The organism is Bacillus sp. JZ34 (assembly GCF_053903205.1).
Genome location: NZ_CP096403.1, coordinates 627,511 through 654,504 on the forward strand (window position 1 = coordinate 627,511; position 26,994 = coordinate 654,504).

The 26,994-nt window shown below is 47.6% G+C and carries 27 protein-coding genes; 21 read left to right on the forward strand and 6 right to left on the reverse strand.

The features are described from left to right. Positions 1–2 precede the first annotated feature (2 nt). Together uvrA and M1D90_RS03040 are read left to right on the forward strand one after the other, a co-directional pair. Positions 3–2,876 carry an excinuclease ABC subunit UvrA gene (gene uvrA, locus M1D90_RS03035; RefSeq protein ID WP_020453087.1) on the forward strand — a complete coding sequence of 958 codons (2,874 nt, stop codon included), beginning with the start codon at positions 3–5 and terminating at the stop codon, positions 2,874–2,876. Between the two features lie 141 nt (positions 2,877–3,017). Then, positions 3,018–3,410: a VOC family protein gene (locus M1D90_RS03040; RefSeq protein WP_456283125.1), complete on the forward strand. Its 393-nt coding sequence runs from the start codon at positions 3,018–3,020 to the stop codon at positions 3,408–3,410. Here the strand turns inward: M1D90_RS03040 and M1D90_RS03045 are convergent. Beyond that, positions 3,407–3,637 carry a hypothetical protein gene (locus M1D90_RS03045; protein ID WP_026580162.1) on the reverse strand — a complete coding sequence of 77 codons (231 nt, stop codon included), beginning with the start codon at positions 3,635–3,637 and terminating at the stop codon, positions 3,407–3,409. The genes M1D90_RS03040 and M1D90_RS03045 overlap by 4 nt on opposite strands. A 214-nt stretch (positions 3,638–3,851) precedes the next feature. Between M1D90_RS03045 and M1D90_RS03050 the strand changes: the two genes are divergently transcribed. The 5 genes from M1D90_RS03050 to M1D90_RS03070 all read left to right on the forward strand — a co-directional run bounded on the left by M1D90_RS03050 (position 3,852) and on the right by M1D90_RS03070 (position 9,967). Further along, positions 3,852–4,178, forward strand: coding sequence for a DUF4870 domain-containing protein (locus tag M1D90_RS03050; protein ID WP_020453085.1), 327 nt, complete (start codon positions 3,852–3,854; stop codon positions 4,176–4,178). A 25-nt stretch (positions 4,179–4,203) separates the two neighbouring features. Further along, complete coding sequence (locus M1D90_RS03055) at positions 4,204–5,298, forward strand: DUF4097 family beta strand repeat-containing protein (RefSeq protein ID WP_020453084.1); 1,095 nt, start codon at positions 4,204–4,206, stop codon at positions 5,296–5,298. A gap of 4 nt (positions 5,299–5,302) precedes the next feature. Then, positions 5,303–5,503, forward strand: a complete 201-nt coding sequence (locus tag M1D90_RS03060) for a PspC domain-containing protein (RefSeq protein WP_020453083.1) — start codon at positions 5,303–5,305, stop codon at positions 5,501–5,503. Then, the gene (locus M1D90_RS03065; RefSeq protein WP_023856370.1) at positions 5,500–5,859 is read left to right on the forward strand and encodes a phage holin family protein; all 360 of its coding nucleotides are present in this window, start codon (positions 5,500–5,502) and stop codon (positions 5,857–5,859) included. The genes M1D90_RS03060 and M1D90_RS03065 overlap by 4 nt, the downstream gene beginning before the upstream one ends. 97 nt (positions 5,860–5,956) lie before the next feature. Further along, a complete protein-coding gene (locus tag M1D90_RS03070; protein ID WP_456283126.1) occupies positions 5,957–9,967 on the forward strand; it encodes a metallophosphoesterase in 4,011 nt (1,336 codons plus the stop codon). A gap of 16 nt (positions 9,968–9,983) precedes the next feature. Here the strand turns inward: M1D90_RS03070 and M1D90_RS03075 are convergent, their stop codons facing one another. Together M1D90_RS03075 and M1D90_RS03080 are read right to left on the reverse strand one after the other, a co-directional pair. Next, positions 9,984–11,498, reverse strand: a complete 1,515-nt coding sequence (locus M1D90_RS03075) for an MFS transporter (protein WP_238548684.1) — start codon at positions 11,496–11,498, stop codon at positions 9,984–9,986. A 184-nt stretch (positions 11,499–11,682) separates the two neighbouring features. Further along, a complete protein-coding gene (locus M1D90_RS03080; protein WP_023856369.1) occupies positions 11,683–12,162 on the reverse strand; it encodes a MarR family transcriptional regulator in 480 nt (159 codons plus the stop codon). Between the two features lie 196 nt (positions 12,163–12,358). Between M1D90_RS03080 and hprK the strand changes: the two genes are divergently transcribed. Genes hprK through M1D90_RS03105 form a run of 5 tightly spaced genes read left to right on the forward strand, consistent with a single transcriptional unit; the run spans position 12,359 to position 16,239 of the window. Continuing rightward, entirely contained in the window at positions 12,359–13,291 is a 933-nt protein-coding gene (gene hprK / locus M1D90_RS03085) for an HPr(Ser) kinase/phosphatase (protein ID WP_020453078.1), read from the forward strand. A gap of 11 nt (positions 13,292–13,302) precedes the next feature. Next, a complete protein-coding gene (gene lgt, locus M1D90_RS03090; RefSeq protein ID WP_020453077.1) occupies positions 13,303–14,115 on the forward strand; it encodes a prolipoprotein diacylglyceryl transferase in 813 nt (270 codons plus the stop codon). A gap of 24 nt (positions 14,116–14,139) precedes the next feature. Further along, complete coding sequence (locus M1D90_RS03095; protein WP_026580159.1) at positions 14,140–15,087, forward strand: nucleoside recognition domain-containing protein; 948 nt, start codon at positions 14,140–14,142, stop codon at positions 15,085–15,087. Then, positions 15,077–15,724 (forward strand): pyrophosphatase PpaX, encoded by a 648-nt coding sequence (ppaX, locus tag M1D90_RS03100; RefSeq protein ID WP_025810719.1) that lies wholly within the window; start codon positions 15,077–15,079, stop codon positions 15,722–15,724. The genes M1D90_RS03095 and ppaX overlap by 11 nt, the downstream gene beginning before the upstream one ends. Beyond that, positions 15,721–16,239 carry an acyltransferase gene (locus M1D90_RS03105; protein WP_023856365.1) on the forward strand — a complete coding sequence of 173 codons (519 nt, stop codon included), beginning with the start codon at positions 15,721–15,723 and terminating at the stop codon, positions 16,237–16,239. The genes ppaX and M1D90_RS03105 overlap by 4 nt, the downstream gene beginning before the upstream one ends. Before the next feature lie 29 nt (positions 16,240–16,268). Here the strand turns inward: M1D90_RS03105 and M1D90_RS03110 are convergent, their stop codons facing one another. Further along, on the reverse strand, positions 16,269–16,937 hold the full coding sequence (locus M1D90_RS03110) for a pectate lyase (RefSeq protein ID WP_081320859.1): 669 nt from the start codon (positions 16,935–16,937) through the stop codon (positions 16,269–16,271). Positions 16,938–17,216: 279 nt separating this feature from the next. Then, positions 17,217–17,942 carry a C39 family peptidase gene (locus M1D90_RS03115; RefSeq protein WP_026580157.1) on the reverse strand — a complete coding sequence of 242 codons (726 nt, stop codon included), beginning with the start codon at positions 17,940–17,942 and terminating at the stop codon, positions 17,217–17,219. 232 nt (positions 17,943–18,174) lie between these two features. Between M1D90_RS03115 and M1D90_RS03120 the strand changes: the two genes are divergently transcribed. Genes M1D90_RS03120 through hisIE form a run of 8 tightly spaced genes read left to right on the forward strand, consistent with a single transcriptional unit; the run spans position 18,175 to position 24,602 of the window. Further along, positions 18,175–19,350 (forward strand): ATP phosphoribosyltransferase regulatory subunit, encoded by a 1,176-nt coding sequence (locus M1D90_RS03120; protein ID WP_197407088.1) that lies wholly within the window; start codon positions 18,175–18,177, stop codon positions 19,348–19,350. Next, positions 19,343–19,984 carry an ATP phosphoribosyltransferase gene (hisG, locus tag M1D90_RS03125; protein WP_023856361.1) on the forward strand — a complete coding sequence of 214 codons (642 nt, stop codon included), beginning with the start codon at positions 19,343–19,345 and terminating at the stop codon, positions 19,982–19,984. Before M1D90_RS03120 ends, hisG begins: the two co-directional genes overlap by 8 nt. Beyond that, positions 19,981–21,261: a histidinol dehydrogenase gene (gene hisD / locus M1D90_RS03130; RefSeq protein ID WP_039073041.1), complete on the forward strand. Its 1,281-nt coding sequence runs from the start codon at positions 19,981–19,983 to the stop codon at positions 21,259–21,261. The genes hisG and hisD overlap by 4 nt, the downstream gene beginning before the upstream one ends. Further along, on the forward strand, positions 21,261–21,845 hold the full coding sequence (gene hisB / locus M1D90_RS03135; protein WP_231005559.1) for an imidazoleglycerol-phosphate dehydratase HisB: 585 nt from the start codon (positions 21,261–21,263) through the stop codon (positions 21,843–21,845). Before hisD ends, hisB begins: the two co-directional genes overlap by 1 nt. Continuing rightward, positions 21,846–22,484, forward strand: coding sequence for an imidazole glycerol phosphate synthase subunit HisH (gene hisH, locus M1D90_RS03140; RefSeq protein WP_039073040.1), 639 nt, complete (start codon positions 21,846–21,848; stop codon positions 22,482–22,484). It begins immediately after the preceding gene. After that, positions 22,481–23,218 carry a 1-(5-phosphoribosyl)-5-[(5-phosphoribosylamino)methylideneamino]imidazole-4-carboxamide isomerase gene (hisA, locus tag M1D90_RS03145; protein ID WP_456283127.1) on the forward strand — a complete coding sequence of 246 codons (738 nt, stop codon included), beginning with the start codon at positions 22,481–22,483 and terminating at the stop codon, positions 23,216–23,218. The genes hisH and hisA overlap by 4 nt, the downstream gene beginning before the upstream one ends. After that, complete coding sequence (hisF, locus tag M1D90_RS03150) at positions 23,215–23,973, forward strand: imidazole glycerol phosphate synthase subunit HisF (RefSeq protein WP_023856356.1); 759 nt, start codon at positions 23,215–23,217, stop codon at positions 23,971–23,973. The genes hisA and hisF overlap by 4 nt, the downstream gene beginning before the upstream one ends. Further along, entirely contained in the window at positions 23,970–24,602 is a 633-nt protein-coding gene (hisIE, locus tag M1D90_RS03155) for a bifunctional phosphoribosyl-AMP cyclohydrolase/phosphoribosyl-ATP diphosphatase HisIE (protein WP_023856355.1), read from the forward strand. The genes hisF and hisIE overlap by 4 nt, the downstream gene beginning before the upstream one ends. Positions 24,603–24,625: 23 nt before the next feature. Here hisIE and M1D90_RS03160 read toward each other — a convergent pair whose 3' ends face one another. After that, a complete protein-coding gene (locus M1D90_RS03160) occupies positions 24,626–25,123 on the reverse strand; it encodes a GNAT family N-acetyltransferase (protein WP_145624947.1) in 498 nt (165 codons plus the stop codon). Positions 25,124–25,417: 294 nt separating this feature from the next. On the opposite strand from M1D90_RS03160, the gene M1D90_RS03165 reads away from it, so the two are divergent. After that, positions 25,418–26,878: a tetratricopeptide repeat protein gene (locus tag M1D90_RS03165; protein WP_105979695.1), complete on the forward strand. Its 1,461-nt coding sequence runs from the start codon at positions 25,418–25,420 to the stop codon at positions 26,876–26,878. The last annotated feature ends 116 nt before the right edge of the window (positions 26,879–26,994 follow it).

Consider the following 26,994-nt stretch of genomic DNA (forward strand, 5'->3'; position numbering starts at 1 on the left):
GAATGGCAACGAAACGAATTGAGGTGAAAGGTGCAAGGGCCCACAACCTGAAAAATATCGATGTCTCTATTCCGAGGGACCAGCTTGTCGTGCTGACAGGTCTTTCGGGATCAGGGAAATCATCCCTTGCGTTCGATACGATATATGCAGAGGGGCAACGGCGCTATGTCGAGTCTCTCTCCGCATATGCCCGCCAGTTTTTAGGACAGATGGACAAACCCGACGTCGATGCGATCGAAGGCCTGTCGCCGGCGATCAGCATCGATCAGAAAACGACGAGCCGGAACCCCCGGTCGACAGTCGGAACGGTAACGGAAATCTATGATTATCTCCGGCTGCTGTTTGCCAGAATCGGAAAGCCGGTCTGTCCGGTTCACGGGATTGAAATTACCTCGCAAACGATCGAACAGATGACGGACAGAATTTTGGAATATCCCGAGCGCACGAAGATCCAGGTGCTCGCGCCGATCGTCTCGGGAAGAAAAGGTTCGCACGTGAAGGTGCTCGACCAAATCAGAAAACAAGGCTATGTGAGAGTCCGGATCGACGGCGAAATGAACGACCTCTCAGAAGACATCGAGCTCGAAAAGAATAAAAAGCATTCGATTGAAGTTGTCGTCGACCGTATCGTTATAAAAGAAGGGGTAGCAGCCCGTCTCACAGACTCGCTCGAAACGGCGCTCCGCCTCGGTGAAGGCCGCGTGATCATCGATGTGATCGGACAGGAAGAGCTGCTTTTCAGTGAACATCATGCCTGCCCGCACTGCGGTTTTTCAATCGGTGAACTGGAGCCGAGAATGTTCTCTTTCAACAGCCCGTTCGGCGCGTGTCCGAGCTGCGACGGCCTCGGGTCCAAGCTGGAAGTCGATGTAGAGCTCGTCATTCCAAACGATGAGCTGTCGCTAAAGGAGAATGCGATTGCACCTTGGGAACCGCAAAGCTCCCAGTATTATCCGAAGCTGCTTGAAGCGGTATGCAGCCATTATGGAATCGATATGGATGTTCCGGTCAGGGAGCTGCCGAAGCACCAGCTTGAAAAAATCCTTTACGGCAGCGGAGACGAGCAGATTTATTTCAGATATGAAAACGACTTCGGACAGGTCCGGGAAAACTACATTGAGTTCGAAGGCGTCATCCGCAATATCGAAAGGCGCTATAAAGAAACGAGCTCTGATTACGTTCGGGAACTGATGGAAAAATACATGGCCAATCAGCCGTGCCCTTCATGCAAAGGCTACCGTCTGAAAAAGGAATCCCTCGCCGTACTGGTAAACGGCCTTCATATCGGCAAAATAACCGAAATGTCGGTTTCTAACGCCCTTCAATTTTTCCGTGAACTTGAACTTTCGGAAAAAGACATGAAGATCGCCAACCTCATTTTGCGGGAGATTAAAGAGCGCCTTGGATTTTTGAACAATGTCGGGCTTGACTATTTGACGCTCAGCCGTGCCGCCGGCACTCTGTCGGGAGGAGAAGCGCAGCGGATCAGGCTTGCAACGCAAATCGGCTCAAGGCTGACCGGTGTCCTCTACATTCTTGATGAGCCGTCAATCGGTCTTCATCAGCGCGATAATGACCGCCTGATTGATACGCTCAAAAACATGAGGGATATCGGAAACACCTTGATCGTCGTCGAGCATGACGAGGACACGATGCTTGCCGCCGACTATTTAATTGATATCGGACCCGGCGCGGGCGTACACGGGGGAGAAGTGATCTCTGCCGGAACACCGGAAGAAGTGATGAACGATGATCAATCGCTGACAGGGCAGTACCTCTCAGGGAAAAAATTCATTCCTCTTCCTGCCGAGAGAAGGAAGCCTGACAACCGTTTTATCGAGGTAAAAGGCGCAAAGGAAAACAACTTGAAAAATGTTTCCGTGAAGTTTCCGCTCGGCGTGTTCACAGCTGTCACCGGGGTATCGGGATCAGGGAAAAGCACGCTCGTCAATGAAATTCTCCACAAAACGCTGGCTCAGAAGCTGCATCGGGCGAAGGCAAAACCGGGAGAATACAAAGAAATAAAAGGAATCGAGCACCTCGATAAAGTGATCGACATCGACCAGTCTCCGATCGGCCGGACGCCGAGGTCAAACCCGGCCACATATACCGGCGTGTTCGATGACATCCGTGACGTGTTTGCCCAGACGAATGAAGCGAAAGTCAGAGGATACAAAAAAGGGCGCTTCAGCTTTAACGTCAAAGGCGGGCGCTGTGAAGCCTGCAAAGGCGACGGAATTATCAAAATCGAGATGCACTTCCTGCCCGATGTATACGTTCCTTGTGAGGTTTGCCACGGAAAGAGATACAACCGTGAAACGCTTCAGGTCACATACAAAGGTAAAAACATTTCTGACGTGCTTGAGATGACGGTCGAAAATGCCGTTCAATTTTTTGAGAACATCCCGAAAATCAAGCGCAAGCTGCAGACCCTCTATGATGTCGGGCTTGGCTATATTACGCTCGGACAGCCGGCTACAACGCTTTCCGGGGGAGAAGCGCAGCGGGTCAAATTGGCATCTGAACTTCATCGCCGTTCAACGGGAAGATCACTCTATATCTTGGACGAGCCGACGACAGGACTGCATGTCGATGATATCGCAAGGCTTTTGGCCGTTCTGCAGCGCCTGGTCGATAATGGAGATACCGTGCTTGTAATCGAACACAATCTCGATATTATAAAAGCAGCTGATTATTTGATCGATTTGGGCCCTGAAGGAGGAGACGGCGGGGGGACGATCGTGGCCTCCGGACCGCCCGAAGAAGTCATGAAAGTTGAAGGGTCATATACCGGCCATTATTTAAAACCGATCATTGAACGCGACAAAAACAGAATGAAAAAGCGGCTTCAGGAAAAAGAAGCTGTCAGACCGTAAATAACATGCTGCCGATCTCACGTCGGCGGCTTTTTCAATGGCCGAATGATCAGCGGCAAGCTTTGTTCAAAAGATTTTCATTGCTCTTTTATTCAATAGCTGTTATAACGTAAAAAACAAACCATAAAGGGGGGTGGGGTGATGAAGATCGATCGGATTGATCATCTGGTCCTGACGGTCAAAGACCTTGAAGCGATATGCGAATTTTACAGCCGTGTGTTGGGGATGGATGCGGTCACTTTTAGAGAAGGAAGAAAAGCGCTGACATTCGGCAGGCAAAAAATAAATCTCCACGAGGCCGGAAAAGAATTTGAGCCGAAGGCACAGCACCCGGTGCCCGGCTCCCTGGACCTGTGTTTCATCACAAATACAGGCATTGATGATGTGATCCGTCATCTGGAAGGGCTGTCCATTCAGATTGAAGAAGGCCCCGCAGAACGGACGGGCGCTGAAGGACCGATCGTTTCGGTGTATATCAGAGATCCCGACGGAAATCTGGTTGAAATATCAAACGAACTTCGTGAGAACGTTTAACGCTCAGTCCGGCTGATGTGTTTGGCCGCTTCAATCATACTGTTTAAAATGTGGGTGCTGCTGCTGTTCAGCAGAACCTTTAAATAGCGGATTTCGCTGGAAAGCGGAGGAGCGGAGTTGATCGCTTCCAATCGGTTCACGATCTCCTGATTCATCCTTTTTTGTTCCTGAATCAGACTAAGAAGCTGGGAGGCGGATGAGGCGTGTACTTCCGATTTCTGTTTCATAACGCTCGCTCCTTTTCTTTGGCTTTGCCACATATTTTAAAGGGTTATAAAAAAAGAATCTATTCATAAAATCTAAAAACATCAATTCGCGAAGTTTGACGCACGCCGATCGAATGAAAATGAAACCTAAAGGCCAAGATACACGTAAACTGAGTATAAGGTCACTGTACATTAGACTCACAAGAACGCTTTACATCGATAAGGAGTGTTTTGCATGACGAGAAACAACGCACTGATTTCTGCAATTTGTTATTTTAGCGTTTTTTTTGCCCCGCTTATTTTGCCAATCGCTGCGTATTTTATAACAGATGATCAAGAAACGAAAAAGCATGCGATGCGTTCGCTTATTTCGCATATTATTCCGTTTATAAGCGTAGTCATATTGGCAGCAGGCGCGATCAGCGGTTCGCTTATCTTTAATGACGGCGGTTATTTGGCGGTCATTTTCATGGTCGGAGGTTTTGTTTTTTTCGGAATCATCAGCTTGATTATTGTGGTCTGGAACGTTGTTCAAGGGATTAAAATGCTGACTCAGGCCTAAAAGAAGGAGAACGGGGGAGCTTTTCATGAAGCATGAGAAAGAGCGAATTTTAAAATTGGTCGAGGAAGGAAAACTGTCTGCGAAAGAGGCGCTGATCCTGATCGAAAAACTTGAAGAAGACTATAGGGAAACGGAGAGCAAAGTGACAGCTCTGTCTGAAAATGTCATTGATGCGGAAGACTTCTACAGCGAAAAGAAAAAAGAACCGAAGCCTTCAATCGGTTCCAAACTGTTCGAATGGATTGATACCGCTGTAAAAAAAGTGAAAGAAGCAGACCTGGATTTGAATTTCGGGCACTCGTTCGAGGTTCAGCATATATTCCAGTTCAAAGACTCCGATTTTTCGACTCTGGATATTCAGCTTGCCAACGGCAGCGTCAACCTTGTACCATGGAACGATTCCGACATCAGAGTCGAATGCCAGGCAAAAGTGTACCGCGCCGAAAATCAGGATGAAGCAAGGCAGGCTTTTCTCCAGCATATCGACTGCGGTGTGGAAGGCGATAAGTTCACGATCCGCACGGAGAAAAAAACAATGAAGACCAACCTTACCGTCTATATACCGGACAAAGAGTACGGCAAAATCCGCTTTAAGCTGTTTAACGGCCCGGTCAGAGGGGAACATTTAAACGTAAAAGAGCTGTCCGCCAAAACGACGAACGGCGTGCTGTCGTTCTCTGCTCTCACGGCAGGAAAAGCTTCATTGGAAACTGCAAATGGGCAAATCAAACTCGCCGACCATACTTGCGGAGAGATTGAAGCGGAAACCATCAATGGATTGATCGATCTTAAAGGTTCATGCGATGCACTTGACCTGCAGAGCTTTAACGGTAATATTGCTGCAACAGTCAAAAATCCGCACTGCCGGACGGCATACGTGAAAACAACGACTGGAAGCGTAGAGCTGAATGTTCCCCGGGACTGCGCTGTGACAGCGGAGCTGAAAAGCAATCTCGGTTCTCTGTCTCATGATCTGTCAGATGCGGAAATTTTAAAAGAAAAAAACGAGACAATCCAGAAAGAAATGTATCTAAAAGCAAATCAAAATCATGATCATAGCATGACTGTTTTTTTGGAATCGAAGACAGGATCGATCCATTTAAACCATACACAGGAGTGATACAATGAAAAGGCTATTTCGATCCGAAACAGACAGAAAGATTGCCGGGGTCGTCGGGGGTCTTGCTGAGTATTTAAATATGGATGCGTCATTGCTGAGAATCATTACGGTTCTATTATTTATATTTTCGACCGGAGTTCCCGTTCTGCTGATTTATATTGTCTGGGTATTCCTAGTGCCGAATGAAGGGGACGTCGACAGATGATGAAATGGATCATAAACGTTCTTGTCAATGCCTTATTATTAATCGTTATTGCTGGTTACTTTGATTCGGTTCACGTCAGAAGCATCGGGGCAGCCATCACGGCAAGTTTGATTTTATCGATCTTAAATATGTTTGTGAAGCCGGTGCTGGTGATTTTGACGCTGCCTGTCACGGTGATTACTTTAGGTTTATTTTTGTTTATCATCAATGCGATTACTCTTTATATGACCGCATCCATTATGGGGGACAGTTTTGACCTGGACGGCTTTGGGACAGCCATTTTTGCGTCGATCGTCCTGTCGGTTTTCCACTTGCTCATTCAAAAAGCAATTATCGAACCGATGTCCAAAAAATAAGTTGAAGTCTGATGATTCATCAGGCTTCTTTTTTTTGCACGGATGTCTCTTTCATAAAAATGATCTGTAAAGGCAAAATACGAAAGGGAGGTAGACGATGAAAAAGTACAGAAATCGCCAAACCCTTTTGTTTCTGGCCGCAGTTTTACTTTTTGCCTTACAGATGCCGATATCGTCCGCGGCGGAAAAAGAGCACATTCAGCTTAGTTCACCGGCCATCAGGCATACTTCTGTTGAACAAGTAAAAAAAGGAGACGACTTGTATTTTTCCGCGGAGGCGGCCGCTGACACGGTCATTCTGTATTACAAGCAGCATGCCGAATTGCCGTATCGGGGGATTCCGATGGAAGTAGAGCCGGGCAAACAGAACGGCTATATTGCCAAGTTGGAAAGCGAATCCATAGCATCCGACAAAGTCCAGTATTACATTGAGGCTCAGGCCGGTCGTTCCTCTGTGAAGACGGATGTGTATACTGTCGCCCTGAAAGGCGTACGTACGGATACACAAAAGCTTCCGGAGCTGTTGATCACGGAAATGGCTGTCGACACGTCAAACACCGGTGCAAAGGACGGCTATGAATTTATTGAAGTTTATAACAATACCAATAAAGCTGTTCATCTGAACAATTACAAAATGAAATACAGGCATCCTGAAAAGGGCAAGGAATCAGACACCGTCTGGCCTTTTGAACGCGATGATGTGACGATTCCTTCCGGTCAAACACACGTGTTTTGGGTGAAAAACCGCTCAAACGGACATTTGACGGAAGATGACTTCAATCAGCATTACGGTGTTCACCTTCGTGAAGGCAAAACGCTTTCTGTTCTCAAAGGGAGCGGCCTGGCGAATACGGCGCCGAGAGAGGTGATTATCTGCACAAACAGCGGGGAAGAGGTCGCATCCGCCCGTTATCAAAGCAAGCCGGATAAAACTGATGTCACTAAAAATAAAGCGCTTCTTTATCGATATCCGCTGGATGGAACGAAGCATATGAAAATGATATCGGCCGGGGAAGAAACACCGTCTCCTGGTTCGCTCCTGAAGGCGCAGGTTCCTTCACAGACGGTGACGGTCATGCCTGACAGAGAAAAGCCGGCGATCCATGATATGACGGATCATCAAGCGGTCAAACCGGGTGAAACGATTCAGCTCTTAGCTGACATGAAAGACAATCGGCAAGTGAAACAGGCGCAGTTTTTCTACCGTATGAATGATGATGAGCCGTTTACTGAAGTCCGTGTTGAAAAAAGCCGCAATGACGGTTTGTACCGCCACAATATCTATTTTGCCGAGCTCATTGGCAAAGAAAAAGTGGAATACTATATGCGGTCCGGCGATGGATCAAATGTTACGGCGACTGAAAAGAAAACGATACCGCTTGAACAGCGGATTTTAAAGGGGCTCAGGCTGAATGTAAGCGAAGGCGGAACCGTTTCCGGAAAAATGCTGTTGAAAGCCACAGCAGAAAAGCCGCCTTTTGAAACGACAATTCGGATTGACGGAATTGAACAAAAAAAAGGTGAATCAGCGCTTGAAAAAAAAGCCTACTTTGCATTCGATGTCAATCAAACAAATCTGTATTTTAAAAATGCTATAACGATCGGCAGAAGGGTTCAAAAAGTTTTTGACGATTCGCGCCGCCGGTATACGACTATTACGGTTCCGGTTTCTCCGGAGGAATTTAAAAAAGGAAAGCCGTTTGCGATTAAAGTTCGTTCAGGCACGAAGTCAACCCCATTTGAACAATCTGCAGAAGAAAACAGGGATGATTTTGTCCTCAAGAATCCCCGTCTTATCTTAGCGGATGGGACCATCATTCGCGATGAGCAGTACGACGATCCGAAAGCTGAGCTTCCGGCCGGCGACGGTCCAGGGGCGCGCGAATGGTATGAATTCCGTTTTTCGATTCCGGAAGCCAAGTTTACATCGCTTGCCAGTCAATGGCATACACGGGCCTGGGATGAAGGGCCGCACATCGTTGAAGCGGAGAATGGCGAAGAAAGGCTCATCCGCAGGGTGACGGTTGATAATACAGGCCCTGAGATCAAAACGTCATTAAAAGACGGCAGGACGTATAAAGGATCGTTTGAGATCAATGCGGCTGCACACGATAAATGGAGCGGTGTGAAAAGCATAAAAGCCGTTCTTGACGGCAAAAAAATAGCGCTTCCCTATTTTATATCTTCTGCCGGCCTGGATGCGGGAAAGCACGAACTGAAAATAAAAGCGGAGGACAGCGCGGGCAACCTGTCAATCGTGAAAAAGGCATTTTATATTAAAGAGGAAAAGCCGGACAAGCCAGCCCAGGTCAAAAATGCCCCCGGCAGCACACAAGCTAAGCTGGCCGTTCGCGTCAAGGACCCGACCAAAGATAAGATGAAAGTGTCATTCCATCAAGGGTTTCAGTACACTGTAAAAGACGAAGAGCACGTTGACGTGTCAGCGAACGAAAGCGGGACGGAACCTCCGCAAAGCTTTGCGGTCAGAGGGGAAAAGGCGATGACAAAAGAAGAGCGCAGCGGCATGTCCGCACCTGACGGAAAAGGTTTTGAAACGTCATCAACAACAAAGTTTCCGTACCATCGCTTTGATGTCAAAGTGGATGAAAATACGGGGCCGAACGACAAGGTGGAAGTGCGGTGGCGAGGCAGTTCGCTTCCCGGCAGAAAAGTCTCCATGTTCGCTTGGAATTGGACGAGCAAGAGGTGGGAGACGCTGACATTCCATGTTGCAAAGGATGAAAAACCTTTCACCCTCAAAGGAAGCATAAAAGCTGCCGATTATATCCGTCAATCCAAGGCGAGCATCATCATTCAGGATCAAATTCAGCTTTCGCAAAATGACTATACATTTGTGTGGATGTCTGATACGCAATATTATTCGGAAAGCTATCCGCACATTTTTGAACGTCAGGTCAAGTGGATCGCCGAACAAAAGGATAAGCTGAACATTCAGTACGTCTTTCATACGGGGGATCTTGTGGATGAAGCGGATCAGCCGCTGCAATGGAAGCGCGCCGACCAGTTCATGAAAGTTCTCGACGACCATCAAGTTCCATACGGCGTGCTGGCGGGCAATCACGATGTCAGCCATAAAGACCGGTCTTATTTGAAATTCGGCAGGTATTTCGGGGAAAGACGTTTTAAACAAAAACCGCATTACGGCGGGTCTTATCAGAATAACAAAGGGCATTACGATCTCATCTCCAGCGGGGGAAACGACTATATCATGGTATCGATGGGGTGGGGAATCGGAAAAAAAGAACTGCAGTGGATAGATGATGTTCTGAAACGCCATCCCGATCGAAAAGCGATTTTGTCATTTCACGAGTTTTTGCTTGTCAGCGGAAGCAGAAGTCCAATCGGGGAGAAAATATTTGAACAGATCATCAAGCGGAATCCGAATGTGATCGCTGTGTTGAGCGGCCACTATCACAGCTCCAACTTACAAGTCGACAGGCTTGATGATAACGGGGACGGCAAGCCGGATCGCAAGGTGTATCAAATGCTTGCCGACTATCAGGGCGGTCCTGAAGGAGGCCAAGGTTATTTAAGAATTCTTCATGTAGATCCGAAGCATGACACGATCCATGTCAAAACGTATTCGCCATATCTTGACGACTATAATTTTTATGATCCGCACCAATTCGGCCCGAAAGACGAGTTCAACATCAAAACGGATCTGAAACCACGGAAGAAAAAGGTTAAAACCGATTATTTTGAGCTGAATGTCTTTTCGAACAAGGAAATTGGGAAAGCAAAAACGGTGAAAAGCGGAAAGACGGCTTCAGTGACATGGAAGGATTTACAGCCGAACACAACCTATTTCTGGTACGCCGCAGCTTCTGACCATTACGGCGGCAAAAGCAGATCTCAGATGTGGAAATTGACGACAAAAGATGACGGCATGAAATCCTTTTTGATAGATCAAACCGCCGGGGTGGGCTCAGCTCTGTGGCAATTGTCGGGGAGCCCCCCGCCGGCCGGCATAAAGTTAAAGCAAGCGAAACTTGAGCCGTCAGGTATGAAAAATCCCCCAATTGCTGTAATCGGCTTTTGGCTGGCTGCGGTATTCATTTGTGAACGTAAAAAGCATTTGTTTTCCTAAGGGGAGCAAATGCTTTTTAGTTTGTCACATCTTTTTTCAGACGGGTTGCCGTGTCGGCTTGTTTTTTTCTGTAAAGCGATAAAATGCTGACAGAAGCGATGACGGCAAGGGAAAGGACGGCGGCTGTGAAGTAGAGGTTAAAAAACCCCGTTCCCACACTTTCATGGATCGCTTCGCTTATAATGTCCTTGACTTTTGGATCGGGAATCTGGCTGAGTGATTCGTTCAGACGCGATACGTCCGACTCACCGCCTGTAAATTCTTTTATCGGCATCCCTGCATCATTCAGTTTTTGTTTGATATGTGTGCCGATATTTTCGTAGCCGGCCGTTATATATCCTGCATACAAAGCGGGCGCCAAGGTCATTCCCATCTGCCTGACGAGTGATAATGTGCCGAGCGCAGTCCCGTAATCCTGTTTTGCTGCCTCTGATACAAGCATATTTAACGGCGCGCCCAACAGAAAACCAAAACCGACCCCTGCGATAATGCTTGCCAAAACAAATTCCCACTTCTCTGTCACCCAGACGGATAAGAGTAAAAACCCGGCGAACGAAATGATTCCCGAGAGCCATGCCGCTTTTACCGGTCCTTTCCGATCGGCGAGCATTCCGCCGAGCCCTGCTCCTATTCCTGAAGCCAGCGCCAGAGGCGTCATCCAATACCCCGCTTTTTCAGGAGCGACATGCAAATATTGTTCCGCATATGCAGGAATGAAAATAACGGCTGCCAAGAGTCCGCCGGATAAAAATCCGATAAAAAGCGTCCATTGAAACACCTTGTTTTTTAATAAGCTGTAGGCAAGTATCGGGTCGCCGCCTTTCAGTTCTATGCGTTTTTCATAAAAGATGAGTCCTGCAAACAGCGCGCAGCCGATCAGAAGAAAACAGTAAACCTTTGGGTCGGACAGGACGGCAGACATGTGCTGTCCGTTTATATTCGTTATTCCGTACATCACAGCTAAAATCCCAAGAGACAACAGCACAGTTCCGGCCAGATCGAGCGGCTTCTGTGTTCCCCCTTTTGTTTCTTTCATCAATGGAACGCTGAGAATGATCAGCACTGCGGCAATCGGAAGGTTGATCAAAAACAGCCAGTGCCAGCTTCCGGTCATATCCAAAATAAAGCTGCCGATATTCGGACCGAGCACTGCCGCGATGCCGTTCATCGCACCTAAAAGCCCCAGTGCGGTTCCCTGTTTTTCTTTAGGCAGCGCAGTGAGAATATGCGAGCTTCCGATAATAAAGATTCCGCCGCCGCCAAGCGACTGAATCAGCCTTGCCAATAAAAACATCGGGAAGTTTTGGCTCAATGCAACCAGCAGCGAACCGGCGCCAAACAGCAAGACTTCGATGATAAACAGCTTTTTACGTCCATACCGGTCAGACAGCTTTCCGACGATCGGGACGCTGACTGCCAAACCGAGCGTATAAAGTGTGATGCCCCAAGCTCCCCATGAGGGGGATACTTGAAAAGAATCGTTGATTGTCGTCAGAGCGGCTGAAATGATGCCATTGTCTAAAGCAGCCATAAACACGCCGATCGTAAATAATAATACGGCCCACTTTTGGTTCACACCATATATCCTCCTTTTTTATTAATTTAAAATGAATAATTCACTTTGAGTGAACTATTTTAATCATCCTTAAAAAAACACGTTTTGTCAAAAGAAATTTTTCAACAAAAAAAGCTGCGCCGTTTTCCGGGCAGCTTGTCTATTCATCGTCAGCTTTTAACGCTTTTTCAAGAATGGTAAGGCCTTCATTCACTTGGGTTTTTTCCTGTTCGTTCAGTTTCTGTAGCGCCTTTTTGAGCTTTTCGTGGCCCTTTTTGTAAAGGCTTCGAAAAATCCCCTTTGCATCTTCGGTTAGTTCAACAACAATCGTTCTCCGGTCTTGCTCGGAATGTGTTCTTTTGATGAAGTTCGCTTGTTCAAGGCGGCTCAGCAGTCCGGTCATATTTGAAAGGGAAGCGCCCATTTTTTCAGCGATTTCAGAGACTTTCAGTGTGCCGTGGTTGTTCAGAAGCATTAAAACTTTCATTTGCGGCATGCTGAGATCGAGCTTCATCCATTCGGAGACATCCCCCAGGCCGGCAGCGGTCAGTACTTTCATATAAAGAACCCATGTCTCTTTTTCTTCCGGGGTCAAAATGTCTTCGTTCAGCACGGTGGTATCATGGATATTGTATTTCAACGGTTATTCACTTCCTTTTCGCGTTCCTCTTTACATACTACTGATTTTTCGCTTTGAAAGAAAGCCCGGGAAAAGAAGACTTCACCGAAGTGTCAAGGGGGGCCATTTTCAAAAAATGTTTTAGGTTCATTTTGAAAGTGATAGAATAAAGCTGAATGTCTAGTTCTTCATCTGAGAAGAGGAGGGTGCATCAATCGTGCCGAAAGTTCGAACAAAAGATGTGATGGATAAATTTAAGCTTGAGCTCATCAGCGGAGAAGAAGGGATCAACCGCCCGATTACGATGAGCGATTTATCAAGACCGGGCCTTGAAATGGCTGGTTATTTTACATACTATCCAAAAGAGAGGGTTCAGCTGCTTGGGAAGACCGAGATTACCTTTTTTGAAAAGCTTCCAGAGGAAGAAAAAAAGCAGCGGATGCTGTCGTTATGCACGGAAATTACACCGGCGATCATCCTTTCCCGTGATTTGCCGATTCCGCCTGAACTCATCGAGGCTTCCGAAGAAAACGGCGTGCCTGTGCTTCGATCCCCGTTAAAGACGACGCGCCTGACAAGCCGTCTGACGAATTTTCTTGAAAGCCAGCTGGCTCCGACAACTGCGATTCACGGCGTCCTCGTCGATGTTTACGGCGTCGGGGTGCTCATTATCGGAAAGAGCGGCGTTGGAAAAAGCGAAACGGCTTTGGAGCTTGTCAAAAGAGGCCATCGCCTTGTGGCGGATGACTGCGTTGAGATCAGACAGGAAGACCAGGATACATTGATCGGAAGCGCGCCTGAATTAATTGAGCATCTCCTGGAAATCAGAGGCCTTGGCATTATCAATGTCATGACGTTATTTGGCGCGGGGGCGGTCAGAAGCTTTAAGCGGATTACTCTTGTCATGAGTCTGGAGCTTTGGGAGCAAGGAAAGCAGTATGACCGCTTAGGGCTTGAAGAAGATACAATGAAAATTATTGATACAGACGTTCCGAAGCTGACAATTCCGGTTCGTCCGGGAAGAAATCTTGCCGTCATCATCGAAGTGGCCGCAATGAACTTCAGACTAAAGAGAATGGGTCTGAATGCCGCTGAGCAATTTACCCATAAGCTTGCGGATGTGATTGAAGATGGTGAGCTTGAAGAATAGGAGCTGACAATATGAATGAAACGATTGAACCTTTAAATCCGATTGCTTTTCACCTGGGGCCGATTGCTGTCCATTGGTACGGCATTATCATCGGCCTTGGCGCTTTGCTGGGCTTGTGGCTGGCGGTCAGGGAAGGCGAACGGAGGGGGCTGCATAAGGACACCTTTGTCGATTTGGTGCTTTTTGCGATCCCGATTGCGATTTTATGTGCAAGGGCATACTATGTCATTTTTCAATGGGGCTATTACAGTGAACACCCGGACCAGATTATTCAAATATGGAACGGCGGCCTTGCGATCCACGGCGGACTGATCGGCGCCGTACTGACGGGAATCATTTATGCGAAGGTCAAAGGGCTTTCGTTTTGGAAGCTGGCTGATATTGCTGCTCCAAGCATCCTGCTCGGTCAGGCGATCGGCCGCTGGGGAAACTTTATGAACCAGGAAGCGCACGGTGAGGCGGTGTCAAGAGCGTTTTTAGAAAACCTCCACCTGCCTGATTTTATCATCAATCAAATGTACATCGACGGGCAGTACTACCAGCCTACCTTTTTGTATGAATCGCTGTGGAGCTTCACGGGAGTCGTCGTTCTGCTTCTTTTAAGAAAAGCGAATTTAAAGCGAGGCGAGCTGTTCTTAATCTATGTCATTTGGTATTCGATGGGACGCTACTATATCGAAGGCCTGAGAACGGACAGTCTGATGCTGACGGCGAACCTTCGCATCGCCCAGGTGATTTCAATCGTCCTGATCCTCAGTGCGGCTGCGCTGATAGCCTACAGACGTTTCAAAGGGCGAGAGATTAAACGGTATCAGGAGATGTAGCGATTTTACAAAGGGGAGACAGCAATGAAGGGAACTTTAAAAGCCGGCGCTGTGGCGGGACTGAAAACGACGTGGACACTCGGAAAAGTGATTTTTCCTGTCACGCTGATTGTCAGCATGCTTCAGCACACACCGGTGATGGACTGGTTGATCAAACTGATCACGCCGGCGATGGGAATTTTCGGGTTGTCAGGGGAAGCGGCGATACCGCTTGTGCTCGGCAACATGCTGAACTTGTATGCCGGAATTGCGGGGATTTTAACGCTTGATTTGACAGTTAAAGAAGTGTTTATTTTAGCGGTGATGCTGTCGTTTTGCCACAATTTGATTATCGAATCGACCGTTGCATCAAGGGTCGGAATTAAAATATGGCTTATTTTGCTTGTGCGCATCGGCCTCGCCGTTTTTTCGGCCTTTATCATTAACCTTGTCTGGCACGGCGGTCAGGATGCGGCTAAATACGGCTTGATCTCTGCGAAAAGCGCCGCTCCTTCCGGCTGGCTTGAAATTGCGCTTGAAGCCGTCACCAAGGCGGGTCTTGGTGTCCTTCAGCTTGCAGCCATCGTGATACCGCTGATGATCATCATTCAATATATGAGAGACCTCGGCTGGCTGCATACTTTTTCAAAGTGGTTTGCACCGCTGACGAGAATGCTCGGCATGAAAGAGAACACCTCAATGACGATGGTTGCCGGGCTGACGATCGGCCTTGCATATGGGGCCGGCGTTATGATCAAAGCGGTCGAAGAAGACGGCGTCAGCAAAAGAGATGTAACGATCGCGTTTATTTTTCTCGTTGCCTGTCACGCGGTTGTGGAAGACACATTGGTATTTATCCCGCTCGGCATTCCGGTCTGGCCTCTTTTGTTGATCAGGCTTGTAACCGCGATTCTGCTGACGATCGCGATTTCGCGCATCTGGAGAAAGCCGGGTTATTCCGTTCGCAGAAAGGAAGCTTTGTATGAAAGTTAATACGGTTTTATTTGATTTGGATGGAACGCTAATCAATACAAATGAGCTGATCATCGCCTCATTTTTGCACACGCTCGACCATTATGCACCGGGACGCTATAAACGGGAGGATGTCCTTGCTTTCATCGGACCTTCCCTTTATGAAACGTTCTCAAGCATTCAAAAGGATAAGGCTGAAGAAATGATCACCATGTACCGGACATTTAATCATCAGATGCATGATGAACTGGTAACCGAGTATGAGACGGTTTACGAGACGCTGGAACGTCTCGCGGAAGAAGGGTATAAGCTCGGGATTGTCACGACAAAGCTGCGGGACACCGTTATCATGGGGCTTAAACTGACGGGGCTTGATGCCTTTTTCGAGACGGTTGTGACGCTGGATGACGTCAAGCGGCCGAAGCCAGATCCCGAGCCTGTTTTGCTCGCCCTTTCCAAGCTTGGCAGCCGTCCGGAAGAAGCCATCATGATCGGTGATAATTACCACGATATATTAGCAGGGAAGAACGCCGGAACGAAAACAGCAGGCGTTGCGTGGACGATTAAAGGAGAAGAAAGCCTGGCTAAACACGAGCCTGATTTTATGCTCCAGCAAATGAGCGATCTCCTTCGCATTCTTGAGGTGGAGAAAGCTTGAGAAAAACGAAGCGCTATCCGGTGTCCGGCTCCAATTCCTTATGGCACATCTATCAGACGGTTCCATTTTTTAAAGTGGTCAAAAACTTTATCGTCATTCAGGCAGCGCGCTATACGCCGTTTCTTGGGATGAAAAATTGGATGTACCGGACGTTTTTGCGGATGAAAATCGGAGAGAAATGCTCATTTGCTTTAATGGTCATGCCGGATATCATGTTTCCTGAAAAGATCTCCGTCGGGCGTAACACCGTGATCGGCTACAATACGACCATTTTGGCGCACGAGTATTTAATAAAAGAATATCGGCTCGGCGAGGTTGTCATCGGCGATGAAGTCATGATCGGAGCCAATACGACGATCCTTCCAGGCGTCGAAATCGGAGACGGCGCCGTCATTTCCGCCGGAACGCTCGTTCATAAAGATGTGCCTCCGGGCGCTTTTGTCGGCGGCAATCCGATGCGGCTGATCTATACAAAAGAAGAAATGGAAAAAAGGTTGGAGACCCCCGCTGAATAAAGAACGGGGGCCTTTATTTGCAATCAAAGTTAAAATTCATGATTGTTCCTTTCCGTAATATGCTTCACACCGATCCACTTCTTTCCGACTTTTGAGTACCTTGTATTTGTCATCGTAACGGAACTTGTACTGCTGTCGGTTCTGAAGATGGCCTCTTTCATATTTGTAATCGTGCAGTTATCAATATTGACCACTGCCTTAAATGTCGAGCCTCCGAGCTGGCGAATGAATTTGCCTCCTTGATCCGCAGTGAAATTTTTCACGGTAAATGTACTCGCTTTATTAATCTGAAAGATTTTGTCCGCGGCAAGCCGGGCTGATCCTCCGTTAATCGTGACATTTCCTTCGCTTTTGACAGTCAGGGCATCTTCGCCGACATCTTCCCAAACAACATTGCTTATAGAAGCGTTACCATAAGTGTGAACACCGTCAGCAGCAGGAGCGCCAAGCACGACATTTTTGAGCGTTGCGCCATTCTCCACTTTGAAAATCGGTTTTTGATCTTCGCGCTGGCTTCCGTCCCCCAGCTCCGGACCTGCAATCAGCCGCTTGCCTTTCCCGTCATACGTTTGTCCTTGTTCGACTACGATCGTTTTGTGAACGACCTCGGCGGCCGAGGCTTTTTCGGGCAGAGCCTGTCCAAACCCGCAGACGAGCAAACCTGACAAAATAACCGTACCTGCTAATCTCTTCATCATTTTCATCCTCCTCATGAAATATTGTTCAAAACAGATTTGTCTCCCTTAGATGAAAGCAATTTCTAGACCTTTTGCAATAAGATGAGACACCTATTTCGGTACTATCATATATGCGAGCTTGCTGAAAAGTAAACAAATAATTTGAATATTATGAAAAAACAGTAAATTGAACACGTGCAATGAGGTTTTTTTCTGTATTTTGGATGTGATGAAAGGGTAAAGAGGCTTATTTTAATAGGGGTTGAAAGAACTAAAAAAGGCAGGGGTTAATCTGCCTTTTTAAGCGGCGATCACGATCGCCTGACTGCCCATTTGTGTCCATGATTTCTCAAAATTTTCTCTGTCTGTTTTTCTGTTTTTATATCCGTACGGATCATTCAAATAAACGTAATCCTCATCATAGCCTGTCACGGCAACACTGTGAACGCTGTACGTCACATCGATTTTACCTGACGGCGTATTCCATGTTTCCATATCGTTGACTGGACTGAAATGAACAGTGGTGATAACCCAAACCGGTCTTCCCTGATTCAGCTGTTCATATATTTTCTCCGGCTCACTTCCCGTCAAATCGACAGCTTTAGTACCTGCGTATGAATAGGCCAAATCGTAAATCGGGCCATGGTAGACACTCAGTCCGGGTCCGTTTTCCATATCTCCCACAAAGCCGTCGTTAGGATTTCCCTTTAAGCCGCTTTCATAGTGCAGAGGCACTCTTTTCACCTCATTGGCAAGCTCATTTTTTGTGACATGATATCCGCTGTAGTTTAAGATCATCGCCAGGCTGGCGACTTCGCAGCCGTTATAAAGCTTCGGCGAGTCCATTTGGTTGATCAACGGGACGTCAAGCGGCTGATGTACTTCTTTATTGTCAGCAGCATTCTTATGGCTGCTGTGCAGCATTTCGGCTAACGGGCTTAACGCATCTTTAGAAAACAGTATAAGAACGGCGGTTATAAGAGCTGCTACGAAAAAAATTAAAAAAAGAGTTTTGAAAAATTTCATTCTGAGTCTCCTGTCTTCCCTTTGCTGGTTTGGTTAAGGCAAAGATTTGCAATTGTTTATATTATAACATCAAGATGTTCATTACATAAAAGTTATCATTTCCCATACGGTCCGTAGTCTATTTTAAGAGCGGCTGTTGATTTTGATTCTTTTATCTGTTAGCATATTATCATATTAGCGAACTAAAGGATTCGGAATTTTCCTTCAAACAGTTATGGGGGTGCAAGTGTAGATGTTTATGTTTGAAAAACCGCATGGCATGCGGGATACGCTGCCTGTGCTTTACGAAACAAAGAAAAAGGTGCGCTCTTCATTAACAGAGGTGATGGCTTTGTGGGGGTATCAGTTCATGGAGACACCGGCCCTTGAATTTTATGATACGGTCGGTGTGCAGTCGGCCATATTGGATCAGCAGTTATTTAAACTCCTTGATCAGGAGGGGCAGACGCTCGTGTTAAGACCTGATATGACGGCCCCGATCGCAAGGGTGGCGGCCTCAAAGCTTCATAAAGATGATCACCCGCTTAGAGTGGGCTATGCTGCAAATGTGTTCAGGGCACAGGAACGTGAAGGCGGACGTGCCGCCGAATTTGAGCAAGTCGGCGTCGAACTGATCGGCGATGGATCTACAAGCGCTGACGCAGAAGTGATTGCACTCGTCATTTTTTCGCTTAAAAATGCCGGCCTGACTTCATTTAAAATCTCGATCGGCCATGTCGGAATTTCAGATGCTTTGTTTGTGGAGGTTTTAGGGAATGAAGAAAGGGCTCATGTCCTGCGGCGCTATTTATACGAAAAGAACTATGTCGGCTACCGGGAGCATGTAAAATCCCTCAATTTATCCTCAATTGATAAAAGCAGGCTGCTCGAGCTTTTGGAGCTGAGAGGCGGTATTGAAACGTGCGGCAAGGCGGCATCGATCATCGATTCTGAAAAAGGAAAACGCGCGGTTTCAGAACTGAAGACGCTTTGGGAGACACTCGGCGACTATGGTTGCACGGACGACATTAAACTTGATTTAGGCATGGTCAGCCATATGAGCTACTATACGGGTGTTTTGTTTGAAATCTATGCTGAAAACGTCGGCTTTCCGATCGGAAACGGCGGCAGATACGACCAGCTTCTCGGCCGCTTCGACTCACCCGCTCCGGCAACCGGTTTCGGCATCAGGACTGACAGGCTGCTAGAAGCATTGAAGCCGACTGAAGAGCAAGAAAAAATCGATGTCGTCATCTTCAGCACGGAACAGAGAAAAGAGGCGATCAAATTTGCCGAAGAAGAGCGAAGAAAGGGCAAAAAAGTCGTTATACAGGACTTAGCGGGAATCGGAGATATTGACCAAATGACAAAGTCTTTTCAAAACGTGACCTATTTTATCGGGGCCAGAAAGGAAGAGAAGCATGGGTAAGGAATTGACGATTGCGATGCCGAAAGGGCGGATATTTGAAGAAGCTGCCGATATGCTTCGAAAAGCAGGCTATCAGCTCCCTGAAGAATTCGATGATTCGAGAAAACTGATCATTCAGGTGCCTGAAGAGAACCTTCGCTTTATCCTCGCCAAGCCGATGGATGTCACAACATATGTCGAGCACGGGGTGGCCGATGTCGGAATCGCCGGCAAAGATGTGCTGCTGGAAGAAGAACGCGATGTCTACGAGGTTCTTGATTTAAACATCAGCAAATGCCGTCTTGCCGTAGCCGGCCTGCCAGAGACGGCGGCCGACAACGTTGCGCCCCGGGTTGCGACCAAGTATCCAAATGTCGCGTCAAGCTACTTCAGGGAGCAGGGAGAACAAGTGGAAATCATCAAGCTCAACGGTTCGATTGAACTCGCTCCCTTGATCGGACTTGCCGGCCGAATCGTTGATATCGTATCAACAGGACAGACTTTAAGGGAAAACGGGCTGGTTGAAACCGAAAAAATTTGCGACATCACGTCACGTTTCATCGTAAATCCTGTCAGCTACCGAATGAAAGACGCAGTCATCGATGAAATGGCTTCAAAACTTTCTCTTATTGTGGAAGGGGAAAAAGTAAAATGAAGATCAAAACCATCAGCGGAAATACGTCGGTTTCCCTAAAGCGCACTATTGACGCCGGAACGGAAGAGCAAAGAAAAGCGGTCCGCGGCATTATCGATGAAGTGAAAAAGTACGGGAATTCAGCTGTTTCCGCATTCACAAGACAATTTGACGGAGCGGATGTGGCCGACTTTCGCGTTTCTGAAGAGGAAATCAAGGAAGCATACATCACGCTCAATGAACGTGATCTCGAGATTATTCGGGCGGCGATTTTTAACATTAAAGAATATCATGAGCGGCAGCTCGCATCATCATGGTTTTACCACCGCAAGGACGGAACGATGCTCGGCCAGAAAATCACGCCCCTTGATTCAGCGGGAGTGTACGTGCCCGGCGGAACGGCTGCTTACCCATCATCCGTTCTGATGAATGTTATTCCGGCGCTTGTTGCCGGTGTCGATCGCATCGTCCTTGCCTCACCTCCGGGAAAAGACGGCAAATTGTCGGCGGGAGTGCTGGCAGCTGCCGCTGAGCTTGGCGTCACAGAGATTTACAAAATGGGCGGTGCTCAGGCGATTGCCGCATTGGCTTACGGAACAGAAACCATTTCCCCCGTCGATAAAATCACAGGACCTGGAAATATTTACGTCGCCTTGGCTAAACGGGAAGTATTCGGCCAGGTTGATATTGATATGATCGCGGGCCCAAGTGAAATCGCCATTCTCGCTGACAGTACGGCAAATCACCGGGAAATCGCTGCTGATCTACTTTCACAGGCTGAGCATGATGCGATGGCAGCGAGCATTCTTGTCACCGACTCAAAGCCGCTTGCCGAATCTGTTTTAAAAGAGGTTTACGAACAGCTCGAACATCTTCCAAGAAAAGAGATTACACAGCAGTCGATTGACAACCACGGTTTGATCTATGTTACAAAGACGATGCATGAAGCTGTTTCCGTCATCAATGAGCTCGCTCCTGAACATTTGGAAATTTTAACAGCTCAGCCTGACGCCCTGCTCGGACAGATCAAACACGCGGGAGCCATTTTCCTGGGCCGCTACAGTTCAGAGCCGGTGGGAGATTATTTTGCGGGCCCTAATCATGTTCTGCCGACTAACGGCACAGCCAGATTTTCAAGCCCGCTAAATGTGACCGACTTCCAAAAGCGCTCCAGCATCATTTCCTACAGCAGGGATGCATTCCGCGAGAATGCCGAGAGCATTGCGGCCTTTGCAAGATTGGAAGGACTTGAAGCCCATGCAAGAGCAATTGAATCCAGAAACCGGGAGGAAGACTGATGAGAAAAGCCGAACGGGCAAGAAAAACCAATGAAACTGATATTAAATTATCCTTTCATATTGACGGAGAAGGGAAAGCGGATATTCAAACGGATGTCCCGTTTATGACGCATATGCTCGATTTATTTACAAAACACGGGCAGTTTGACCTTTCAGTTGAAGCGAAAGGCGATGTTGAAATCGACGACCACCATACGACGGAAGATATCGGAATTTGTCTCGGACAGGCGCTTTTGGAAGCGCTCGGAGATAAACAAGGAATCAAACGCTACGGTTCGAGCATAGTGCCGATGGATGAAGCGCTCGCCCAGGTTGCGATTGATCTGAGCAACAGGCCGCACCTCGAGTTCAGAGCCGAATTCCCGAGCCAGAAAGTCGGAACCTTTGATACAGAGCTTGTCCATGAATTTTTGTGGAAGTTTGCGCTGGAAGCGCGAATGAATCTTCATGTCATCGTTCATTACGGTACGAATACTCACCACATGATCGAAGCGATTTTTAAAGCGCTGGGACGTGCGCTTGATGAAGCGACATTGATCGATCCGCGGGTCAAAGGAATTCCGTCAACGAAAGGAATGCTGTAAATGATCGGTGTCATAGATTACGGAATGGGAAATCTGTACAGCGTCTCTAAAGCGCTTGAACGGATCGATGCCCCTTATTTCGTATCCGAGCATCCGGATGAACTTAAGAAAGCGGACAGCTATATCCTTCCGGGAGTCGGAGCTTTTCGGGATGCGATGGAGACTTTAAGCCAGACCGGCCTGAAAACATTTATTCAAGATGCCGTAAGTGAAGGAAAACCTCTTCTCGGCATATGCCTCGGTATGCAGCTGTTATTTGAAGAAAGCGAAGAACGCGGGGCGTCAAAAGGACTCGGCCTTTTGAAAGGAAAAATCGTTAAACTGAAAGACCGTGATCAAGCGGGAGATCGCTTAAAAGTGCCTCACATGGGCTGGAATCTTCTCACGGTCCACCGCGACTCTCCGCTTTTACCAAAGACGAAAGAAGGGTATGCGTATTTCGTTCATTCGTATTATGTCTGCGGAATCGAAGAGGAAGCTTTGCTTGCCAGCGCCGAATACGGTGTGCGTGTGCCTGCTGTCGTCGGTTTTGGCAATGTATACGGCGCCCAGTTTCATCCGGAAAAAAGCAGTGCGGTCGGCATGTCGATCTTAAAGCGTTTCAAGCAGCTTACACAAGAACAGAAGGTGAAAAAATGAGCGAGTTTACTGTATACCCTGCCATTGACATGAGAAACGGCAAATGCGTCAGGCTCATCCAGGGAGATTATGAAAAAGAAACGATTTACGGTCATTCCCCTCTGGATATGGCCTCCCGGTTTGCTGAAGCGGGGGCAGACTGGATTCATCTTGTCGATTTGGACGGGGCAAGAGAAGGCAAAAAAGTGAACGACAGACACGTCATAAGCATTGCTGATGAGCTCAACGTTAAAGTGCAAGTCGGCGGCGGCATCAGGACCGAAAAAGACGTGTATGACTACTTGTCGCAAGGTGTTGAAAGGGTGATCTTAGGCAGCTCGGCCGTATCAAATCCCGAGTTTGTCAAAAACATGCTGAAAGCTTACGGCCGGCATATCGCAATCGGTCTTGACGCAAGAGACGGATTTGTTTCGACTGAAGGATGGCTTGAGACCTCCTCCGTTAGAGCGGAAGAGCTTGGCCGCGAGCTTGCGAATGAAGGTGCGGAAGTTTTTATCTTTACCGACATTGCGACTGACGGAATGCTGTCAGGACCGAATATCAGCAGTACAGTGGAGCTTGCCAGGGCAACCGGCAAACAAGTCATTGCCTCCGGCGGTGTCAGCTCTCTCGCCGATCTTGAGGCGCTCGCTTCCCGGACTGTGGAAGGCGTCTCTGGCGCCATTGTCGGAAAAGCGCTGTATACCAATCAATTTACCGTGACTGAAGCGCTTGAAAGGGTGGCGGCAAAGTGATCACAAAACGAATTATCCCGTGTTTGGACGTAAAAGACGGCCGCGTTGTCAAAGGTGTGCAGTTTGTTGAATTGAAAGATGCCGGCGATCCCGTTGAGCTGGCTGAAGTATATGATCGTGAAGGCGCCGATGAGCTTGTTTTTCTCGATATCTCGGCATCCCACGAGGGGAGAAAAACGATGGTTGACGTCGTTGAAAGAGTGGCGGCCAAGCTGGCGATCCCGTTTACCGTCGGCGGCGGCATCAATCGTTTGGATGATATGAAAACGATCCTGCGGGCCGGCGCCGACAAAGTTTCCGTTAATACGGCTGCCGTTCTCCGTCCGGAGCTGATAACGGAAGGCGCTGACTTTTTCGGTTCTCAATGCATTGTCGTCGCGATTGATGCAAAATTTGATCCGGAAGCTGATCAGTATTATGTTTATACACACGGCGGACGTAAAAAGACGGACCTTGAGGCCGTCTCATGGGCGAAGGAAGCCGTTCAGCGGGGAGCCGGTGAAATCCTGCTGACAAGCATGGATGCAGACGGAGAAAAGAACGGATTTGACTGCAGGCTCACAAAGCTTGTGTCAGAAGCTGTTTCAGTCCCCGTCATTGCATCCGGAGGCGCAGGTCATGCGGGCCACATGTATGATGCATTTGCAGAAGGGCGGGCGGACGCGGCTCTTGCCGCATCTATCTTTCATTACAAAGAAACATCTGTAAAAGAAGTAAAAGCTTATTTAAAAGAGCGCGGGGTGAATGTAAGATGATCAAGGCAGACGAGTTGACATTTAATGAAGCCGGCTTGATCCCGGCGATTGTCCAGGATGCAGCGAGCAAGGAAGTGCTGACACTTGCTTATATGAACAAAGAATCGTTTGAAAAAACGCTGGAAATGAAGGAGACATGGTTTTTCAGCAGATCGCGAGGAGAGCTCTGGCATAAGGGAGCGACGTCAGGAAACATTCAGCGTGTGATAGACATCAGGCTTGACTGTGATCAGGATGCGCTCATCGTGCTGGTCGAACCGGCGGGACCGGCCTGTCATACAGGAAGCTACAGCTGTTTTTCGCCCGGCGAACATATCAGACAGACTGATGGCGGCCGCTTTGACATCATCAATGAACTTGAAACGGTGATTGCTAAACGGCAGGCTGAAATGCCTGAAGGCGCATATACGACATATTTGTTCCGTGAAGGCGTTGACAAGATTTTGAAGAAGGTTGGCGAAGAAGCGGCGGAAGTCATTATCGCTGCAAAAAACCGGGATTCTGAAGAGCTGAGATGGGAAGCGGCTGACCTTCTTTACCATCTGCTCGTTTTGTTGAGGGAGCAGTCCCTGCCGCTTGATGATGTGCTTGGCGTCCTGAAAGAGCGCCATGAAGGCTCTGAATCATAAGCGCATTGCTTACACCCAAAAAGCTAACTGCCTTTTGGGTGTTTTCCCGTGTTTAATTTCATTACGATTTGCTCTCCGATCGGCCCCATTTTTCTTTCCCCTGTGTCTGCAAATCCGGCTTTCACATACAGGTGCTGGGCCGCGGTGTTTTTCACGTTCACAACCAGCACGATTTCATGACAATGGGTGAACTCCTTGGCGACAAATGCAGGAAGCTTGAGCATTCCTTCTTTTGCAAAACCTTTTCCCTGGTGCTTTCTGTCGATGGATAGCGCCGTTAACAGCATGGCGTCCGGGTTGTCCGAATAGTCTTTTACCCTCTCGGTCGCATGCAGGATAAAAAATCCGACGGGTTCGCCTTCGCTTAAAATTACGATTGGAAACTGACCGTCCGTCTGTTTTAAAACCTCTTTCGGCAACGCGGTAAATCGATGCTGTTCTTCAGGAAGCTCGAATTCGAGAAGCGCAGCTGAATGTTCTTCCGAGAAATGCTTCAATTGTATTGATCCGCTTTTTTTCACATGATGAACCCCCTTTCTATGATCATACAATGGGAACGTATATTCGTCACTATCTAGTGCTAAAAAAAGATTTTGCCCTGGTTAAAATAAAAAGCGTACTTCCGATATAAAACCTACCTTGAACCTTCTGAAAGCCCTATGCGCTCCAGTGCTCCAAACGTCAGGAATAAAATGGTGAAAAAACCATATGTGGAAAATGAAGAGAATTTTCTCGAAACTTGTTTTTGGCCTATTAAGCCTGCTGGAAACTATGTTATACTACTCACGGTATATAGTTTGAAATGGAGGGTATCTGTGGGAAAGTACACTTCTGAACACCATAAAGATTCGAGAATTGTCCAACTGTTCCAAGATGGGCAATATTTTTATCATAAAGGGCTCAAAGCATATAGAGAACGCAATTTATCCCGCGCAAGCAAGCTCATTCAGAGAGCGATTTTTCTTGAACCGGAAAACACGGGAATGCTGTCCCAACTTGCTGTTATTTACACTGAAATGGGATTTTACCAGCAATCAAATGAACTTTTGGACTTTATCCTGACGAACATCAACGAAAAAATGACTGAATGTTATTATTTTAAAGCCAACAACTATGCGCACCTCGGCCTTTTTCACGAAGCCTATAAAGCAGCGGAGACTTATTTAAAAGAAGACCCGGACGGCGAGTTCAGCGAGGAAAATGCGGAGCTCCTTGATTTATTGGATATGGGAGAGGAAGATGAGGGCTATTCGCAGTTTGATCAGGACGACTTGATTCTGAAACAGGATCGGGCGAAATCACTGCTGGAAAATGGACAGCTTCAGGAATCGATCGTGATGCTTGAAGAAATCACTTCCGATTACCCCGAGTTTTGGTCAGCTTACAACAACCTTGCACTGGCATATTTTTATGCCGGAGACATTCAGAAAGCCAAAACGACGATTTTTTCGGTCTTGGAAAAAAGCCATGGAAACCTGCATGCGCTTTGCAATCTTCTTATTTTTTATCACTATGAACGACGGGACGATAAGGTCGAGGCGCTTTCCGAACAGCTTTCCAATGTTTATCCGATGCTGTTTGAGCAAAGGTATAAGCTCGGCGCCACGCTGTCCCTCGTCGGCAGATACGATCTCGGCTATAAATGGCTGAAATCACTCTACCGCATGGGATTTGAAGGGGATGAGACCTTTTATTACTGGCTCGCCTGCTCAGCTTACTACACCGGCCGCACTCAATTTGCCCGGTCTGTATGGAAAAAGATGCAGGAAGAGTATCCGGATGACGCCCGCATGGAGCCGTGGAAAGAACGGAAGGAAAAGAAACCTGTCCAGCGGCCGCTTGAGGAGCGCCTTGCCGCGTACTATATCAGCGGAAGAAAAGGGGAAAAAGCCCAGCTGAAAGCGGTGCTTGATTCACAGATGGCAAAAACGCCGTTTGAAGATCAGTTTGTCAGGCTTGTGCTTTACGGGGAAAGCAGTGCAGCCGTTGATTCAAAAGACGCACTTCTTGCTTACAGAACTGCGAAAGCGATTGAACAAGCGGATCAGTCAGCGATGGAACAGGAGGCCATGTGCTTTTGGATTTTTCATGTCATTCAGCAGATCAGGGCTTACGGCCTTCAGCTGAAAAATGCCGGCGGGCTTGCCGCGGCGATCTATTACATTTGGAAGACCGAGCATCAGGAGCGGCTGACAAAAGCTGAAACCGCAAAAATCTTCCATATCTCGCCCGGAACGCTTTCAAAGTATGAACGTACATTAAAAGAACATCTATAGAAACAGGTGTGAACTTCACTGTTCAGCCTGTTTTATTATGTGAGCAAAAAAATAGCGATTATTCATGATATTTTATAGGATATGGGTAAGGAAGATATAAGAAGGGAATCTTATTT

Coding starts and splice junctions, on each gene's coding strand:
- uvrA (WP_020453087.1), top strand. CDS start 3: ATGGCAACGAAACGAATTGAGGTGAAAGGTGCAAGGGCCCACAACCTG.
- M1D90_RS03040 (WP_456283125.1), top strand. CDS start 3,018: ATGAAGATCGATCGGATTGATCATCTGGTCCTGACGGTCAAAGACCTT.
- M1D90_RS03045 (WP_026580162.1), bottom strand. CDS start 3,637: ATGAAACAGAAATCGGAAGTACACGCCTCATCCGCCTCCCAGCTTCTT.
- M1D90_RS03050 (WP_020453085.1), top strand. CDS start 3,852: ATGACGAGAAACAACGCACTGATTTCTGCAATTTGTTATTTTAGCGTT.
- M1D90_RS03055 (WP_020453084.1), top strand. CDS start 4,204: ATGAAGCATGAGAAAGAGCGAATTTTAAAATTGGTCGAGGAAGGAAAA.
- M1D90_RS03060 (WP_020453083.1), top strand. CDS start 5,303: ATGAAAAGGCTATTTCGATCCGAAACAGACAGAAAGATTGCCGGGGTC.
- M1D90_RS03065 (WP_023856370.1), top strand. CDS start 5,500: ATGATGAAATGGATCATAAACGTTCTTGTCAATGCCTTATTATTAATC.
- M1D90_RS03070 (WP_456283126.1), top strand. CDS start 5,957: ATGAAAAAGTACAGAAATCGCCAAACCCTTTTGTTTCTGGCCGCAGTT.
- M1D90_RS03075 (WP_238548684.1), bottom strand. CDS start 11,498: ATGGCTGCTTTAGACAATGGCATCATTTCAGCCGCTCTGACGACAATC.
- lgt (WP_020453077.1), top strand. CDS start 13,303: ATGAATGAAACGATTGAACCTTTAAATCCGATTGCTTTTCACCTGGGG.
- M1D90_RS03095 (WP_026580159.1), top strand. CDS start 14,140: ATGAAGGGAACTTTAAAAGCCGGCGCTGTGGCGGGACTGAAAACGACG.
- ppaX (WP_025810719.1), top strand. CDS start 15,077: ATGAAAGTTAATACGGTTTTATTTGATTTGGATGGAACGCTAATCAAT.
- M1D90_RS03110 (WP_081320859.1), bottom strand. CDS start 16,937: ATGATGAAGAGATTAGCAGGTACGGTTATTTTGTCAGGTTTGCTCGTC.
- M1D90_RS03115 (WP_026580157.1), bottom strand. CDS start 17,942: ATGAAATTTTTCAAAACTCTTTTTTTAATTTTTTTCGTAGCAGCTCTT.
- M1D90_RS03120 (WP_197407088.1), top strand. CDS start 18,175: ATGTTTATGTTTGAAAAACCGCATGGCATGCGGGATACGCTGCCTGTG.
- hisG (WP_023856361.1), top strand. CDS start 19,343: ATGGGTAAGGAATTGACGATTGCGATGCCGAAAGGGCGGATATTTGAA.
- hisD (WP_039073041.1), top strand. CDS start 19,981: ATGAAGATCAAAACCATCAGCGGAAATACGTCGGTTTCCCTAAAGCGC.
- hisB (WP_231005559.1), top strand. CDS start 21,261: ATGAGAAAAGCCGAACGGGCAAGAAAAACCAATGAAACTGATATTAAA.
- hisH (WP_039073040.1), top strand. CDS start 21,846: ATGATCGGTGTCATAGATTACGGAATGGGAAATCTGTACAGCGTCTCT.
- hisA (WP_456283127.1), top strand. CDS start 22,481: ATGAGCGAGTTTACTGTATACCCTGCCATTGACATGAGAAACGGCAAA.
- hisIE (WP_023856355.1), top strand. CDS start 23,970: ATGATCAAGGCAGACGAGTTGACATTTAATGAAGCCGGCTTGATCCCG.